This window comes from Cytobacillus massiliigabonensis (assembly GCF_900199725.1).
GTDB classification, from domain to species: Bacteria; Bacillota; Bacilli; order Bacillales; family Cytobacillaceae; genus Cytobacillus; species Cytobacillus massiliigabonensis.
Genome location: NZ_LT904904.1, coordinates 1,475,483 through 1,491,210, shown reverse-complemented (window position 1 = coordinate 1,491,210; position 15,728 = coordinate 1,475,483). Strand labels below are relative to the sequence as shown.

The 15,728-nt window shown below is 38.3% G+C and carries 19 protein-coding genes; 1 reads left to right on the top strand and 18 read right to left on the bottom strand.

Features of this window, described 5'->3' with window-relative positions:
- Positions 1–114 precede the first annotated feature (114 nt).
- The 6 genes from C1726_RS18405 to C1726_RS18380 all read right to left on the bottom strand — a co-directional run bounded on the left by C1726_RS18405 (position 115) and on the right by C1726_RS18380 (position 5,506).
- On the bottom strand, positions 115–1,251 hold the full coding sequence (locus C1726_RS18405) for a bifunctional cystathionine gamma-lyase/homocysteine desulfhydrase (RefSeq protein ID WP_102274481.1): 1,137 nt from the start codon (positions 1,249–1,251) through the stop codon (positions 115–117).
- Complete coding sequence (locus tag C1726_RS18400) at positions 1,252–2,175, bottom strand: PLP-dependent cysteine synthase family protein (protein WP_102274480.1); 924 nt, start codon at positions 2,173–2,175, stop codon at positions 1,252–1,254.
- A 25-nt stretch (positions 2,176–2,200) separates the two neighbouring features.
- Complete coding sequence (mtnN, locus tag C1726_RS18395; RefSeq protein WP_102274479.1) at positions 2,201–2,896, bottom strand: 5'-methylthioadenosine/S-adenosylhomocysteine nucleosidase; 696 nt, start codon at positions 2,894–2,896, stop codon at positions 2,201–2,203.
- A gap of 16 nt (positions 2,897–2,912) precedes the next feature.
- On the bottom strand, positions 2,913–3,551 hold the full coding sequence (locus C1726_RS18390) for a class I SAM-dependent methyltransferase (protein WP_102274478.1): 639 nt from the start codon (positions 3,549–3,551) through the stop codon (positions 2,913–2,915).
- Between the two features lie 168 nt (positions 3,552–3,719).
- On the bottom strand, positions 3,720–4,643 hold the full coding sequence (locus C1726_RS18385; protein ID WP_102274477.1) for an ABC transporter permease: 924 nt from the start codon (positions 4,641–4,643) through the stop codon (positions 3,720–3,722).
- Entirely contained in the window at positions 4,640–5,506 is an 867-nt protein-coding gene (locus C1726_RS18380) for an ABC transporter permease subunit (RefSeq protein WP_235822799.1), read from the bottom strand. Before C1726_RS18380 ends, C1726_RS18385 begins: the two co-directional genes overlap by 4 nt.
- Before the next feature lie 153 nt (positions 5,507–5,659).
- On the opposite strand from C1726_RS18380, the gene C1726_RS18375 reads away from it, so the two are divergent.
- Positions 5,660–5,866, top strand: a complete 207-nt coding sequence (locus C1726_RS18375; RefSeq protein WP_057764861.1) for a YrzA family protein — start codon at positions 5,660–5,662, stop codon at positions 5,864–5,866.
- 28 nt (positions 5,867–5,894) lie between these two features.
- Here C1726_RS18375 and C1726_RS18370 read toward each other — a convergent pair whose 3' ends face one another.
- The 12 genes from C1726_RS18370 to C1726_RS26450 form a co-directional block, all read right to left on the bottom strand.
- Positions 5,895–6,605: a YrrS family protein gene (locus C1726_RS18370; protein WP_102274476.1), complete on the bottom strand. Its 711-nt coding sequence runs from the start codon at positions 6,603–6,605 to the stop codon at positions 5,895–5,897.
- Between the two features lie 191 nt (positions 6,606–6,796).
- Positions 6,797–8,560, bottom strand: a complete 1,764-nt coding sequence (locus C1726_RS18365; RefSeq protein ID WP_102274475.1) for a peptidoglycan D,D-transpeptidase FtsI family protein — start codon at positions 8,558–8,560, stop codon at positions 6,797–6,799.
- Between the two features lie 225 nt (positions 8,561–8,785).
- Complete coding sequence (greA, locus tag C1726_RS18360; protein ID WP_057764855.1) at positions 8,786–9,262, bottom strand: transcription elongation factor GreA; 477 nt, start codon at positions 9,260–9,262, stop codon at positions 8,786–8,788.
- 140 nt (positions 9,263–9,402) lie between these two features.
- Positions 9,403–10,038 carry a uridine kinase gene (gene udk, locus C1726_RS18355; protein WP_102274474.1) on the bottom strand — a complete coding sequence of 212 codons (636 nt, stop codon included), beginning with the start codon at positions 10,036–10,038 and terminating at the stop codon, positions 9,403–9,405.
- A 5-nt stretch (positions 10,039–10,043) separates the two neighbouring features.
- A complete protein-coding gene (locus C1726_RS18350) occupies positions 10,044–11,312 on the bottom strand; it encodes a peptidase U32 family protein (RefSeq protein WP_102274473.1) in 1,269 nt (422 codons plus the stop codon).
- 90 nt (positions 11,313–11,402) lie between these two features.
- On the bottom strand, positions 11,403–12,332 hold the full coding sequence (locus C1726_RS18345; RefSeq protein ID WP_102274472.1) for a peptidase U32 family protein: 930 nt from the start codon (positions 12,330–12,332) through the stop codon (positions 11,403–11,405).
- 5 nt (positions 12,333–12,337) lie between these two features.
- Positions 12,338–12,976, bottom strand: coding sequence for an O-methyltransferase (locus C1726_RS18340; protein WP_102274471.1), 639 nt, complete (start codon positions 12,974–12,976; stop codon positions 12,338–12,340).
- A gap of 218 nt (positions 12,977–13,194) precedes the next feature.
- On the bottom strand, positions 13,195–14,322 hold the full coding sequence (gene mltG, locus C1726_RS18335; RefSeq protein WP_102274470.1) for an endolytic transglycosylase MltG: 1,128 nt from the start codon (positions 14,320–14,322) through the stop codon (positions 13,195–13,197).
- A 196-nt stretch (positions 14,323–14,518) separates the two neighbouring features.
- Entirely contained in the window at positions 14,519–14,812 is a 294-nt protein-coding gene (locus C1726_RS18330) for a DUF1292 domain-containing protein (RefSeq protein ID WP_053477111.1), read from the bottom strand.
- Between the two features lie 13 nt (positions 14,813–14,825).
- Entirely contained in the window at positions 14,826–15,242 is a 417-nt protein-coding gene (gene ruvX, locus C1726_RS18325) for a Holliday junction resolvase RuvX (RefSeq protein ID WP_142385101.1), read from the bottom strand.
- 3 nt (positions 15,243–15,245) lie between these two features.
- On the bottom strand, positions 15,246–15,512 hold the full coding sequence (locus C1726_RS18320) for an IreB family regulatory phosphoprotein (protein WP_053477113.1): 267 nt from the start codon (positions 15,510–15,512) through the stop codon (positions 15,246–15,248).
- Positions 15,509–15,728, bottom strand: a 220-nt coding sequence (locus C1726_RS26450; protein WP_216629074.1) for a hypothetical protein, incomplete at its 5' end; no start/stop codon positions are given. The genes C1726_RS26450 and C1726_RS18320, both read right to left, overlap by 4 nt.

Genomic DNA, 15,728 nt, shown 5'->3' with positions numbered 1-15,728 from the left:
GGTAATTATAGCCACATCCGATCTGTTTGTAAACATTTATTTGCCTAAATTTTAAATTTTCCCATTTATTTCGTTCGACAAAAAGCGCCCTCTGGAGGGCGCTTTTATATAATATTAATTTTCTAATGCCTGTTGTAAGTCTTCAATTAAATCCTCTACATCTTCAAGACCGACGGAAATACGAACTAATCCATCTGTTATTCCAAGCTCTGCACGACGCTCCTTTGGTATGGAAGCATGTGTCATTCTTGCTGGAACAGAGATTAAGCTTTCTACTGCTCCAAGGCTTTCTGCTAATGTAAAATAGTTTATTTTTTTCAGAAGTGTATCTGCATTTTCTTCACTTCCAACATCAAAGGAAATCATTCCGCCAAAGCCTCGCGCTTGTTTTTTAGCTATGTCATGATTTGGATGTGTTTCAATACCTGGATAATAAACCTTTGTTACAGAGGGATGGCTTTGCAGAAACTCTACGATTGCTCTCGTATTGCTCTCTGTTTCTTCCATCCGAATACCCAGTGTTTTGATTCCCCGCATTAGGAGCCATGAATCCTGTGGTCCAAGGACACCACCTGTTGAATTTTGCACAAAATGCATGTCTGCAGCTAGTTCATCGCTATTTACAACAACTAATCCTGCAACAACATCGCTATGACCGCCAATATATTTCGTTGCACTATGGAGAACAATGTCAGCTCCAAGTTCAATCGGCGTTTGCCAGTAAGGTGTTGAGAATGTATTGTCAACAATTGTCAGCAATTGATGTTCCTTCGCTACCTTTGCAGCTTCAGCAATATCTGTAATTTTCAGTAGCGGATTAGTTGGAGATTCTAAGTAAAGAGCCTTCGTATTTGGTCTAATCTCAGCCTTAATATTTTCAAGCTTACTCGTATCAACAAAGGTTGAATCGATACCAAAACGGTTCAATACCTTTGTCATCACACGATATGATCCACCATATACATCATCAGTCATGATTATATGATCACCGCTTTTAAACAGCATCATAACCGCAGTAATTGCTGCCATTCCTGATCCAAAGGCAAATCCTGCTTTTCCTCCTTCTAAATCTTTAATTAATTCCTCAAGCGCATGCCGTGTCGGGTTGCCCGTTCTAGAGTATTCAAATCCTTTATGCTTCCCAACACTTTCTTGTTTGTACGTGCTCACTTGGTAAATCGGAACAGATACAGCACCTGTGTTAGGGTCTCCTGAAATCCCGCCATGAATGAGTTTCGTTTTTCTTCTCATTTAAATACCGCCTTCATAAATTTTTTTGCTAATATATCGGTCACTGCCATCAGGAAAAATCGTGACAATATTTGTACCTTCCTTTGCCTTCTTGGCTTCTTCTAATGCGGCATGAAGAGCTGCGCCAGAAGAACTTCCTACCAGCAATCCTTCCTTCAAAGCTAATTCCTGAACGAAGCGAAAAGCGTTCTCATCAAGGACCGTATGAATTGCATCGAAATAAGAAGGATCAATAAATTCAGGCAGAAACTCCATTCCAATCCCTTCTGTTTTATGCGGACCAGATTCACCGCCATTAAGGATTGATCCTTCTGGCTCCACAATCACAGTTTTTATCTTAGGATTCTTTTCTTTTAAGAAGCGGGAAGTGCCCATAAAGGTGCCGCCAGATCCCGCTCCAGCGACGAAAATATCGATATGTCCATCCATCTGTTCCCAAAGCTCAGGGCCAAGCGTTTTATAGTACGTATGTGGATTCGCAGGATTCGCAAATTGCTGCGGACAAAAGGAATTTGGAATTTCGTCAAGCAGCTCTTTAGCCTTTGCAATTGCGCCCGCCATCCCTTCACTTGAAGGTGTATGGACAATTTCGGCCCCTAGCGCCTTCATAATGACTTGTTTTTCCAAACTAAATTTTTCTGGCATACAAACAAGCACTTTAATTCCTTTATTTAAAGCAGCAAGCGCTAAGCCTATTCCTGTATTCCCAGCAGTCGGTTCTATGACAGTTCCGCCTTCCTTAAGCTTCCCGCTCTCCATTGCTGCATTTAAAAGTTCCTGCCCAAGACGGTCTTTCACACTTCCTCCTGGGTTTAAAAACTCAAGCTTAGCAAATAAGCGGACACCTGCCGGAAGAGGAAAGTGATTTAATTCCAGAATGGGGGTATTTCCAATCAATTCATGAACATTTTTAACGATGTTCAAATATATCCCTCCTTCGTCGGAGTTATTATTTCAACGCTGCTACGATCTTCATGACCAAATCAGCTGAATGTAATGCAGCCTTTTCAAGGAATTGATCAAATGAGACATTTGATTCTTTTCCCGCAATATCTGATAGTGAGCGAATAACGACAAATGGCGTTCCAAACTGATAGGACACTTGTGCAATTGCCGCAGCTTCCATTTCAACAGCTTGAAGATCTGTAAATTTGTCTCGTATGAACTCAACTCGAGCAGGATCATTCATAAATGAATCTCCAGTAGCAATCAATCCGCGGACAACTTGAATATCCTTGATCTCCTTCGCACATTCTTCCGCAACTTGTATCAATCGGCTGTCTGCTTCAAAAGCTGGAGGCAGCTGTGGAACCTGACCGTATTCATAGCCAAATACTGTTACATCAACATCATGATGTCTTACTTCAGTAGAAATAACTACATCCCCTACATTTAACTGTGGATTAAAGCCTCCAGCAGACCCTGTGTTAATGACGTAATCTGGTTTGTATCTCTCAAGAAGAATAGCAGTTGATAAAGCCGCATTTACTTTTCCTATACCTGAGCGCAAAAGAACAACTTCTGCCCCGTCCATTTTCCCGCTTGTATATTCACAGCCTGCAATCACTACTTGTGTTTTTTCATCCATTTTTTCTCTTAAAAGTGTTACTTCTTCTTCCATTGCTCCGATGATGGCTATTTTCATTTTCAAAACCTCTTTCTTATTTTTTCACTCCTTCCATAATCCACACGAAATCATTGCACTGCTCGAACCTTGGGGTAAAACCATTCTGTTCTAACAACCCTTTTAAAAATGGGATTGTTGTATAGTATTCCCGCTGCAAATCCTCTGCTAGATTATGAAAGCCGTTTTCTAATGCTTTTTCTATTGCTCTCTTATAGCTTTTAGCAGACTCATACATAGTATCCGCAAAGACTATTTTACCACCAGAGGCAAGCAGGTTTCCATACTTGGCAATGGCTGTTTCTTTTTCCTCATCGGTTAAATGGTGAAAAGCATAAGAACTTACAAATGTATCGATTGGCTGAACAAGTGGAAAGCTTAGAAAATCGCCATCCACAATCTCAGCCTTATTTGCCAGCTTTTGTTTAGCTATTTTTCTCATCGAAGGAGATGGCTCCACTCCGGTTACCTTCAGTCCTCTATCGATCATCTTTGCTGTTAAATTTCCTGTACCAGGTCCAAATTCAAGGACGTGACCAAAAGAGCGATCGGCAACTATTTGCAATAATTGATCATAATGTTTAAACACTTCTTTATATTCTATATCATGTCCAGATACACTTTCATCGTAGGTATCAGCCCACTGTTCAAACAGCCCGATAAACTCCGTCCCCATTTCACTCACTCCTCTATATTATACACTCACAATTCCTATGAGTATAGTATGAATTAAACAAAAAACATGTTCTTAATTTAACATAAGTATACGAATCATTCAACATAGCAAGCTTTGGGCTTTCACCAAAAAAAACACCCAATTTTTTAAAATTTGGGTGTTTCCTTACTATAAATGACTAGTTCTTCTTGTCTTATTTTTCAATGAGGTATTTAATCCAGCTGATAGGAGATAAAATGAAAACAGCAAGAGCATATAAGCGATTAATGGATATAGGATGATCCATTGGGAGTGGTATAAAAAGGAGCGGGACTGACCGATTAGCCCTGACCATTCATTCGTTATAGAAAGATAGATTGTAGGAAAGTATTGTTTTTCTGTACCTCCTAGAAAAAGATTAAAGATTCCCAGCTGCCCGATGATATGTAATACTTGTATGCATTCATTTACAAACAGAGCAAGCAAGTTGCCTTTCAGGGCAGGAAATATATGTTTTTTGGAAATGTGGAGGCTGCTTCCTCCAAGTGTTTTTGCTGCTTCTACATATGCATTTTTCTTTATTTCAATTGTTAAGTTAGAAATAACATTGTAGACGCCAGGTATCCCTAAAATCGTCATTAATAAGCCTTGAATGACTACTAAATAAACAGGTGGAAGAACCGGTTCAATATTTATTCCGACCATAATGAAGTAAATAATGATAAAGATCGGAATCCCGCTAAATAATGATATTTGTTTATTCTTTTTCTGTTGGGCTGGAGACATTACCCCATTTAAGACTCCAAAAGCTGTTCCTATTAACAGTCTGATAACAGCTACAATTATTACTGTAAAAACTGTGTATTTTGCCCCATAAAGCAATAGCGTTAGAATATCATATCCCCATTTATCAGTCCCGAATACATACTCTTTTGAAGGCGGAAAAGGAGAGCCTTTCAGCTGCTGTGATCCATCATCGGCTGTTATATACCCTATTTTTTGGGAATATTCTAAATCGTACGGTGCTGCATATGGGCCGATGACGGAAATAAAGATAAAAAAGGATACTAGAACAATACCCAAAATCAGTAAGTAATTTGGTTTCCGGCTCATTTGGCAAGCCACCTTTCTGCAGCCGCCAATAAGAATCTAAGTGAATAATAACAGATCAAATAAAGAATAAATAGAAAAAGAAGGCAAAGGATCACAAGATTATATTGATAGCCAAACTTATTTGAATGTACAAAAATGAACGATGCTAGCCCACGAGTATTGTATAAATACTCAACAATAAAGAGATTGCCAATCATAATGCTCAACACTTTATGTATATCTGCCTTCAAAAAGGGAAGGACATTTGTAGTTACATGGAAGACATAAATATATTTTTTGCTGAGACCCTTTGATTTTGCCAAAAGAATATAGTCCTCAGCTGTTATTTCTGAAGTTGTTTCAGATAAACTTCTGATTAAATAGATAGAGGGGATTATAATTAATGTAAAAATAGGCAAAAAAATTGCCGGATCATCAATGGAAGAAGAAGCTACTTTAAAAGTCTTAATACCTAAGCTTTTATTTACATAGACGACAGCTATTTGCAGCATAAGCACTAGCAGAAAATCTGGAACCATTCCTAAAAATCCTAAGCTTGCATTTACCCAGCGATTCGATTTCTTCCAAAAGAAAATACCTAAAAGGATTGATATTGCAATAACAATGATTGTCGAGATGATTAAATATAAATAGGAGGATAAAAAATAGGAAACTAAGTCACTTAGAATCAATCGAGCTCGGCCGCCCTGTGAATAATACCAAGCATCTCCAGAAAAAAGGCCCAAAAAGAATTCTTTAATGACTGTAAGCATTCCCTTTATATCAATCGATACCTTTTCATCCCTATTGAATAAACCTAAAGGAAGGGCAGCAAGGATTAACAATAAAATAAGACTCATTACGTGCCGATATAAAGCTGTCATTTTTCCTCCAAGAAAATTAAATTTTACTTTCATTTTATCAGAATCTTCTATCATTAAAAATGCAATTTTAATATAAAAGGAAATACTATAGTGGTTTATATGAAAAATGTATTAAAATATCAAGAGGAACTTATACAGGAGGATCTTTGAGTTATGAACTTTCAGCTTGACTTAATTGAGGATAAAATTGAATTTTTTGAGGCCTATGATTTAAAAACTTTAGAGAAAAATATTCAAATTCAAATTGACAATAATAGAGCTATTTTGCTTTCTGTCCACCATGTTTCACATCAGATGAGCTTGGATGAGAATGGGAGAAGGTATTATTCGGCTGTTGTGCATTTTAAAGCAAAAAGATGAGGTGAGCTAGCCTCATCTTTTTACTTTCTTACTTCTTTTCTACTTCATTTAATTCTTCTACTTTCGTTGGCTTCCAGCCTTCTCCATCGACCCAGTCAATATAGACACGGTATATTTGCTTTTGGTCCTTTGTTGTAATCGTACCAACCGATTTATTAAACCCGTTGTTACCAAGGAACCAAACATTCATATTGCTTTGATCAACTCCTGTCGCATAGGAGATGGCCTGAAGCATTTCTGCCCAGTCTACAGATTCTTTGTCGTAAACAGCGTAATGTTCACCAGCTTGTGTCGTTCCAATCGGCTTCCAGCTCGGGTTTTCAATGGTCCTTTTCACATTACCATTGCTGCCGCCTTCGGTAACAACTGCCTCTTCTTCATTGGCCGGAATTGGATCTACCACATCTTCATCAGCTGTATTTTCAGCAGCTTCCTCGCTTTCATCGATACTTTCTGATTCAGCTTCAGATTCGGTTTCTTTTTCGTCTTTATTTTCATCACTGGCTGAATCTTTCTCTTCTTCTGTATCTAAATTTTGCTCATCTTGTTTTGACTCTGTCTGCTGTTCTTTTTCCAAAGCATTTTCATCATTGCCTCCGGAAAAGACTTTTACAGAAACAAAAATAATTAACAGTATCACGAGCCCAATGAGCATATTTAAAATTAGATTAGTTTTTCTGCGTTTTCCCCTCAATTCGGATCTGGATTCCCGACTTGATGAATCATAATTGCGGTTCATAAGAAAGATTCTCCTTCCCATTCTTTTCAATCATATTTGTAAGATATTCATTCAATATTTTAACATGACTTATAAACAATGAAAAATATCTCTGTCTGTTGCGTGATTAATCTTCTCCTTACCAGACGGAAAATTAGCAAGGAAAGTTTCACTTTAACATGATCCTTTCGAATAGAAAAGAGGCTAATGTTTTAATTTTGACTGTGATCATTGTTATAGATTTCTTTTACAATATCAGCGAATAGAGGACTTGTACTGCTTGTGTTCCCGGTCGCTTCTAGCCTTACAGTAACAAGGGCATATTTCGGTTTATCGAATGGAAAATAACCTGCAAACCATTTATTATAAAGAGGCTTTTCCCCATGCATTCTCCCAGTTTCTCCAGTACCAGACTTGCCTGCTACTTCATATGGAAGGTCTTGCAAGCTTCTTCCTGTTCCATTCTTATTAACTACTACTTCACGGAGAAGCTTCTGCAGCTTCATTGCTGTATAGGGAGAAATGGTCTCTCCTTCAATCTCTTGCTCTTTAAAATCTAGTAATGAGGTACTATTTTTATACTCAATTTTTGATGCCACACGAACCATTTTTTTATTTCCGCCTCTTGCAATCGTTGCCATCATATTAGCAACCGCTAGCGGAGTTGCACGAACTTCATGTTGGCCAATACCTGTCAGCGCAACAAAATTATCATCTTTTTTCGCATTCTCAGCCAAGAAAACTCTTCCTTTATCCTCCTGCAGCTGTTTAAAATCTTCAAAATGGTAAATATCCCCCTTCCAACCAACAGAGCCTATTAAGGATAGCTTTTCAGCATAGTTTTCAAGAATATTAGGATCTATTTCCTTTAATTCTTTCGCTATCGTTGCAAATGTATTATTGCAGCTTCTGGCAAAGCTAGTAGAGAAATCAAGCATTCCATATTGAAATAAAGGATCGGGCTCGCCTGTAATCGTCTTGCTGCAATCAAATTGCCGAGAAGGATTGATAAGCTCATAATCAATCGCCGCCGCAGTTACTGCCGTCTTAAAAACAGAACCGATAATTTGCTCTTTTAGCATGAGGTTTTCCGTCCCCCCATTTTCTTTATTAAATGGATCTGCTTGGTTGATGGCAGGACGGGATACCATAGCTAGGACAGAGTTTGTTTCTATATCAAGAAGCACTGCACCGCCGCGCTCAATTTTGTGCGCATCGACAAGCTGTTCAACCATCTCTTGTAAATCTGAATCTAATGTCGTTTTTATATTTACTGGATAAAAGGGGTTAGCTGGTTCAACATATTTTACATTTATCCCGAATAAAGGTCCGCCTGTCGCATCAACATGATAGACGAGTTTTGATTTTCCATCTGGCAATAGAAATTCATCAAAGCTTTTTTCCATACCAGTCAGCCCCACCATCGTTTTGGAGGAAAGCTCCTTATCAGGATAACGTTTACGAAGCAATGTTTCGTTTTCTCCTGTAATGCCAATTAAATGTTCAGCTGGATTTTGTGTTAAATGATATTTTTTTTCAACAGCAAACACCCCAGGAATTTGCAAGGCATTAATTTTTTCCATTTGAGGTTCAGTCAATTCGATAGGATTTGGCTCGCCATACGCAAATGGTTTCTTTGCCTTTTCAACTGCATATTCAAGTGCATATTCAGATGCACCAATAATTTCAGATACATGCTTACTGTCCCAGTCCATTTTTTTCAAAAAAGGAAAGAGAATAAGTACTGGTTTGCTTTGGTGAGTAATAGGTGTTCCATCTTTGTAAAGAAAATTGCCTCTTCCTGTATCAAGGATCATTTCTTGTGAGCGCTGACTAACGCTAGCCTCCAAGAGATTGATCCCCCTTTTTGTAAAATGTTCTGTCTCCACCAATTGAAGCTGAATCAATCTAGCAAGCAAAACCATTAATCCTGCTAAACATAAACATAACCATATAACTGCCCGTTTTTTCCACATAAAAAAACACCTCATCAAAAGTTTTGACGAGGTTTCTTCTTTTCAAACTATTTATTAGCTGATTGTTGAAGATAAGGAATATTTTTACGCGACCTTCTTTGCAATCTATTGCTAATTACGGTCGAAAATTCATTTTCGTAACCAATTTTGCTTTTCACCCATTCACTGACACATTTACGACAAAAGGAGAAGGGACTGTCCCTTCTCCTTTATCTGCATATATTCTTATTTAATAGTGATGATTCGTACGTCCATTTCCCCACCAGGCGTTTGAACCTTTACTTCTTCGCCTACTTTATGACCGATTAAGCTTTTCGCGATTGGAGAATCATTAGAAATTTTGCCATCAAATGGATCTGCTTCTGCACTTCCTACAATGGTATAAGTTTCTTCTTCTCCATCAGGAAGCTCAATAAATGTAACAGAGCGGCCTAATGCAACTGTATCTCCACTCATTTCGTCCTCTGAAATGATTTTTGCATTACGGATCATATTCTCAATTGTAGTAATACGACCTTCTACAAATGCCTGCTCTTCTTTTGCTGAATCGTACTCAGAGTTTTCTGACAGGTCCCCGAAGCTGCGGGCAATTTTAATTCGTTCTACTACTTCTTTACGCTTAACTGATTTTAAATATTCTAATTCCTGTTCAAGCTTCTCTTTTCCAGCTTGTGTCATAGGGAAAACTTTTTCCATTGCCAAAACCTTCACTCCTTCAAATTTTCACAACTCACATCGTGATTGTGTTCTTTCTTTTTTATGTAAGAAGAAAAATGCATAGGAGCGCGTCCTTTGCTTAAGGACGCGCCTAGGACTTATTATATATTTTCTATGCTATTGTGTCATAAAAAAGACTTTTGTTCAAGAATTGTTTGAATTTTTGTGACCATTAAGTCGATAGCTACATGATTATGTCCGCCTTCGGGGATAATGATATCGGCATAGCGCTTTGTCGGCTCAATGAATTGATTATGCATCGGTCGAACAACATTTACATATTGATCAATGACAGAATCCATTGTTCTGCCGCGTTCATTAATATCTCTAGATAAACGGCGAATAATACGCAAATCAGCATCTGTATCAACAAAAAGTTTGATATCCATTAGGTTACGCAGCCGTTCGTCCTCTAGGACTAAAATTCCTTCTAATATGATTACATCTTTTGGTTCAACAGTAATCACTTCGTTCGATCTTGTATGCATCGCATAATCATATACAGGCTTGTTAATTTCCTCGTATCTTAACAGCTTCTGAATATGATCAATTAGTAAATCATTATCAAACGCAAGGGGATGATCATAATTTGTTTTTAAACGTTCTTCAAACGGCAGGTGCGCTTGATCCTTATAATAATAATCCTGCTCTAGCATCATAATCGAGTGTCCTTTAAAAAAGTCATAGATCGATTTTGTCACACTCGTCTTTCCTGAGCCAGAGCCTCCGGCAACACCGATCACAACTGGTTTGCGTTCCATAGGGGTTAAATCTCCTTCCGCATCATGTTGTTCGGGAATACCGGTTTATCAAGCTTAAATTGAACAATTTGAAGCGGGTGGCGCGCTGCGTCCAGTTCGTTCCCATCTTCATCCCATACTTTATCAATTACATGGGTAAAATTCTCAATTTCTGGTCCGAAAAACTCTACTTCCTGTCCCGGTTTAAAATGATTACGCTGCTGAAGTGTGACAATTTGTGTTTCAGGATTATAGTCAAGAACCAAGCCAACGAAATCAAAATTCGTCTTTTTGCTATGATTTCCAAACATTTGCTCCTTATACCCTGGAACACCTTCAAAAAATGCTGGAGCCGTTTCACGGTTGGCACACTTCGCCAGTTCTTCTAGCCATTCCTTCTTAATTTCGAAGTTTGCAGGATCAGCACAATAAGCGTCAATTACTTTACGATATACGCTAACAACTGTTGCAATATAATGAATGGATTTCATACGTCCTTCAATTTTTAAGCTGTCAATTCCAAGTTCAATCATTTGCGGAATGGATTGAATTAAATTAAGATCTTTCGGGCTCATAGCAAATGGTGAATCTTCTTCATTAAAGAAAGGAACCTCATTTTCCCCTTCTAATTGGTAGAGATCATAGTCCCAGCGGCATGACTGACAGCAGCCCCCACGATTTGAATCACGAGCTGTCATATGGTTACTTAATGTGCAGCGTCCTGAATAAGCAATACACATCGCTCCATGAACAAAGGTTTCAATTTCAATATCTACCTTTTCTTTCATCTCACGAATTTCTTCTGCACTTGTTTCACGAGCAAGAACGACACGCTCTAACCCTTCTTCTTTCCAGAATTGTACAGCTTTCCAATTGGATAAAGACTGCTGTGTGCTCAAATGAACCTCAATTTCAGGAGCGACTCTGCGGCAAGTCTCGATAATTAACGGGTCAGCTACAATAATCCCTGCGATGCCTGCTTCTTTCAGCCCAAGCATATACTCTTCTAAGCCATCAATGTTTTCATTATGAGCATAAATATTTGTTGTTACATAAATTTTCGCACCATATTGCTTTGCGAATTCTACGCCCTCTTTCATTTCCTCAAATGTAAAATTATCAGCATTTGAACGTAAGCCGTATTCTTGACCGCCAATAAATACAGCATCTGCTCCATAATGAACGGCAATTTTCAATTTTTCTAAATTCCCTGCTGGTGCAAGCAATTCGGGCTTCTTCACGATTACCCTTTTGCCGTCCACAATTTGGGAAATTTTATCTTCCACTACTGTCATAGGTAATCCTCCTAATTTACATGCGTAAGCGTTTTGCTTTGTATCTGGAATATGCCCCCGAGAAGCTAAGCTGCTTCCGCAATAGATTTTTTAATAAACCGTTTCTTTAAAGAAGAACCCTGTGTCCAATGGACGATTGGCAGGCTGAATCTCTTCTAATTCGCCTAATAGCTCGTCCTTCACATCTTCATATTGATCCGGATCTTCGACACAAAGATCAATTGCTTTTCGATATCGCTTCGTCACTTCAAGGATATATTCAGGGCTTTTTAAGATTCCATCAATTTTAAAAGAATCAACTTTTGCCTCAATCATTTCCTGAAGCTCGTCAATGATACATATATCATTCGGACTCATAATATGTGTTCCATTTTCATCTTCAAAAATCGGATATTTGTTCCCGCGTTCTTTATCATGCAGAAACATATGATGTTCTTGGCTGCGATTTTCTACTTCCATAACTTTCCCTTGATATTCATAATAATTGCCTAAAAGTGAACGCTTAGATTGGAACATTGTCATCATTCCATGAACTTGAACCTCAATCTCTACTTCTGCATTCTCTTTCATTTCAATAATCGCATCCATATTTATTTCACGGGCTAGCACAGCTCTCTTTGCCCCTTTTCTGCCCCAATAGTTGCATGTATACCAATTCGTACCAGTCGTCTCAGTACTCCAATGCAATTTCATATGTGGCGCCGCTTCACGAGCTGCCATCAGTACAGCAGGATCGCCAAAGATCACAGCATCCGCATTTGCTTCTTGCAAGAATGAAAGATAATCAGACAGTTCCTCAATCTTTTCATTATGAAAAATTGCATTCATCGCAACATATACTTTCTTCCCTTTAGCATGGGCAAGCTCAATTGCTTTTTTTACATCGTCCCTTGAAAATTCGCCTGCAAGACGTAAACCGTAACGCTGTTCACCTAATACAAAAGCATCCGCACCTGCATCTGCGAGCGGGATGATATCTTCTACACAAATGGGTGTAACTAACAATTCTGGTTTTGACATTTCATTCACCTCTTTTTACTAATCGCAACCCCGTCACCTACTGGCAATATTGTCGTATAAAAATCAGGATGATTCATCAGCCATTTATTAAAGGAATCAATTTTTTTCACAAGATTGCGTGTACGTTTGTTTTCGATTTCTGACTCACAGACTAGTCCTTTAAAAAGAACGTTATCTGTAATGATAACCCCATCACTATCAAGATACTGAGAATACATTTCAAAAAAACGCTGATATTGCCCCTTTGCGGCATCGATAAAGATTGCCTGAAAAGGACCCTGATCCTTTACCTGCGGTTCAGCTTCAAGTGCATCCCCTTTAATAATTAGAATTTGAGCTTCTTTGCCAGCCTCTGAAATATATTGCTCAGCAAGTTCGTACCGCTCTTCATCCCTTTCAATCGTTACTATTTTACAATTTGGAAGTGCATCAGCCATCCGAAGAGCAGAATACCCGATTGCCGTTCCAACTTCTAAAATATTTTTTGGCTGCTGAATTCGCAAAAGCTGAAGCATTGCTTCCATTCCTGCAAGCTCCATGATCGGTACGCTATGATCAATGGCATATGATTCCATCTTTTGAAATAATTCAGGCCTAGCAGGTATAATTCCCTCTATATAAGCATGCAGCTTTTCATTTTCCAAGCTGCCATCACCTCAATCATTTAGACATGAAAAAAATAGCGTTCACGAAAGAGGATAATTAGTAATGCAAAGATCTTTGCACATTATCAGCTTTTTAAAGCTGTCATCCTTACTCGACCGTGGGTCACGCTATCGCAAAAAATATAAAACACTTGTACTATTTTATCACAAATGAAAGGGGAATGCTAATTTTTCATCCATTCCCCTTCATTCATTACTTATTGAATATGTTTGGCTTTCTTTTGATTATGCTCTTCGAGTGTTTTCGAAAATAAAACCTCACCTGTTGAAGTTGCTAAGAAATATAGAAAATCAGATTCATCTGGTACTAATGCAGCTTCAATAGAGACAACACCTGCATTAGCAATCGGCCCAGGTGTCAGACCAGGGTATTTATAAGTATTGTACGGCGAATCAATCTCCAAATCTTTATAAAGAACTTTATCCTTATGCTCTCCTTGCGCATATAACACAGTTGGGTCAGTTTGCAAAGGCATACCCGTTTCCATTCGATTATAAAACACACTGGCAATTTTGTTTCGATCAACCTTTTCTGTTGCTTCTTCCTCAATTAATGATGAAATGGTTAATAATTCATGCACGGAAAACTCGCGTTCTTCCATGGCAATACGGTATTCATCAAGAACATCAACCGTTTTGTCCAGCATAGGTGTAATAATCTCTTCAATAGTAGGATTCTCTTTATAAAATGAATAGGTTGCAGGGAATAAATATCCCTCTAACGGGTATTTTATATCTTTATCAAGGATATCCTTTGTTAAGAGGTCAGGATATTTCTCCATCAATGATTTAATCAGGGATGGATCATTGAGCTGCTTCATTACTTCATCTGCACTTTTATTTGTTTTTTCAGCTATAATGCCTGCAATTTGTTCAAGCTGTTTTCCTTCAGGAATGATTAATTTAAAAACTAATTCCTCCTGCAGTTTTCCCGTTTTGAGGCTGTTTATGATCTCAGGAATGGTCATAGAAGGATTTAATGTATATTCACCAGCCATAAACCCTGTTTCATTCTTAAACTTAACATAATATTTAAATACTCTTGCATCCTTAATAATTCCATTCTTCTCTAGAATTTTACCAATACCAGTAGATGATGACCCAATTGGGATTTCAACTTTTTTCTCTTTTTTATTATCCGGATCTACTGGCTGGATGGCAGATTTTATATAAAAATAGCCGCCCCCTGCAACAGCTCCAACTATAATAACTAAAATAATTGCGATAATCAAAACGATTTTTCGGACTAATCTTGCTTCGCTTTGACGCTCTATCATCTTTTGCCGAATGATATCTCTTTTATCATTTTTATTTTCTTGAGACACTGATTTCCCTCCAATCAAGCTGCACACTTTACATTTTCAGCTTAAGGCTGTCTTGTCAACTTGCTTTTTTACATCTCGGCTTATTATACTATATTTTCTTTTAGCAGTCGCAAATTAATACAAAAATCAAAGAAAACAAACAAATTTTCCCATAAAAAAACTGGCTTGTCCGCAGACGAGCCAGTTTTTTCCTTTATTATTCCTCTTCTTCTTCTGCAAGAAATGCGTTTAGCATTTCTTCAATCATTTCCCACTCTTCATCCGCATCTGGTTCAATCGGAATAAGTTCACCGTCCTGATTATCATCGCTTGGAATAAATGCAGATGCATGAATATCAATTTCTCCATCTTCATCTTCTTCCGCACCAATTGGATAATAAAGGACATATGATTTTCCGAATTCCTCAGAATCAAATGTAAAAAGCACTTCACATAATTGCTCGTTGCCCTCTTCATCTACGACTGTAATATTTTTTTCTCCGTGTTCCATTTTCTTCACCTCATTAATTTTTGCTATCTAAAAAGCCCTGTAAAATCATAACGGCAGCCATTTTATCTATGACCTTTTTTCTTTTTTTACGGCTGACATCCGCTTCAAGTAAAACCCTTTCAGCAGCTACTGTTGACAAACGCTCATCCCATAATATAACAGGTAAGTGATAAAGCTTTTCAAGCTCCGCAGCAAACTTTTGATTGGCTTCTCCGCGCGGACCGATTGACCCATTCATATTTTTTGGCAGACCGACAACGATTTTACTTACTTCATGTTCTTTTATTATTTTTCCTAATTGCTCGAAACCAAAATCATTCTCTTCTTCATTAATCTTAATGGTTTCTAATCCTTGCGCTGTCCAGCCAAATGCATCGCTTAGCGCTACGCCGACTGTTTTTGAGCCGACATCCAATCCCATTGTCCGCATACTTTATCCCTTTCGCTGCTGCTTCAAGTATGATTTAACAAGCTCTTCGATGATTTCGTCCCTTTCAAGTTTGCGGATAATGTTACGTGCATCCTTATGACGGGGGATGTACGCAGGATCCCCAGAAAGAAGGTAACCAACAATTTGGTTGATTGGGTTATACCCTTTATCTTGAAGAGCCTCGTACACTTGGAACAGCACTTGGTTCACATCATGCTCGATTGGCTCTTCAGGAAAATTAAACCTCATTGTTTTATCAAATGAGCTCATACTTTACACCTCTTTTTTGATTGAGCGTTAAGCGTGGCGCTAAAGCAAGCACCTTCCGCTTTTCTTTGTCCAGCTCCGGTGGCTAGGGGCTCGAGGTCATAAGCCATCTCGGCAAGAAAGTTAAAGTACAAACTTTCCAGCCGATCTGTCTTATGCTTGTCGCCCCTGAGCAAGCCACCTCCCGCTTTTCTTTGTCCAGCTGCAGGCGCTATCGGC